The organism is Nocardia sp. NPDC049220 (assembly GCF_040647855.1).
In the GTDB taxonomy this organism is placed as follows: domain Bacteria; phylum Actinomycetota; class Actinomycetes; order Mycobacteriales; family Mycobacteriaceae; genus Nocardia.
This window is the reverse complement of record NZ_JBEZDA010000068.1, coordinates 1-1,078: the sequence shown is the minus strand read 5'-3', so window position 1 is coordinate 1,078 and position 1,078 is coordinate 1. Positions and strand designations below refer to the sequence as shown.

The following is a 1,078-nucleotide window of genomic DNA, read 5'->3' as shown; positions in this document are numbered from 1 at the left end:
CCAGTCGACGCCCGCCACCCATCCCAAAACATCCGGTAGATCGATCACTACCGCACTCGCTCCCGGAGCGGTCGAGCCAGACCGGCCCCGTACCGCCTCGACGACGGTGCCAGATCAACAACCCCCGCCAGAGACAGCTGGTGGAAGGCCGAATCGACATCGCAAACAGCAGGGTCGAACAGGGGTGCGAGGAGGTCGGATGTTACGCGGTTGTTCTCGGCCGCGCCGACCAACGCCTCCGCCGCGCCTCGCGAATCCTGCCGAGGCATCAGTCGCGCGACGGTATCGACCACCGCATCAGCGGACCATACAGCGGGCACCGCGGCCGCGAATCGGGTGACATCGGGCGACTGGCCTCGGTACCAGTGGCCGTTTTCCCACCAGTAGCAGAAACTCAGCAGTCCGGCCTGGGCGCGAGAGTCCAGCACCGAATCGGCGACCCAATCCGGCGCGCCCGCATAGTAATCGGGCATCGGGCCGCCGCGGTTGTAGACGGCGTCCAATTCCGGCGCCTCCCACACTCCGCCGGACAGCACGGCTCGCTCGCCAGGCAGGATATAGAGGGTGGATCCGTTGCCCGCCCCGCCCTCGAACCGACCGAGCGACGGCAGAATCCTCGGTCCCCACAGCGAATTCACCGCGACAAAGGCCGCGGCGAGGGTTGCCCAACGCGCCCACAGGACCGGGAATTCCGTTATCTGATCGTCGGCGCGGCGGGCGGTTCGATTCTCTCGCGCATGCCGTACAGCCTGTGCGGGCGGCCTGGATTGTCTTTCATCGTGCCGCACATACGCGGCCAGCCACACCGGCAACCGTTCTCGCGGGTAGGTCTCGAGATCCGCCGTATACGCCTGCGGTGCGAACAGATACGGTTCGGGGAATGGTTGGGTGCCGTGGTCTTCGTCGATTTCGGTCGCTCCGGTATCGGTCACCACGATCCGCAGCCGCCACCACGGGCCATTCGTCCCCACGGCCGACTGGGCGCGATGGGCCCGGGCCAGCGACATCACGATGTCCGGTGCGGTTGTCACCAATTGCTCGTTGTCACAAAAGAATTCGACGTGCCCGATTTCGGCGG

The 1,078-nt window shown here is 66.0% G+C and carries 1 pseudogene; it reads right to left on the bottom strand.

Going from position 1 to position 1,078, the window contains the following annotated elements:
• Nucleotides 1-47: 47 nt before the first annotated feature.
• A pseudogene (locus AB0C34_RS31580) lies at nt 48-1,078 on the bottom strand (hypothetical protein); the annotation flags it as partial.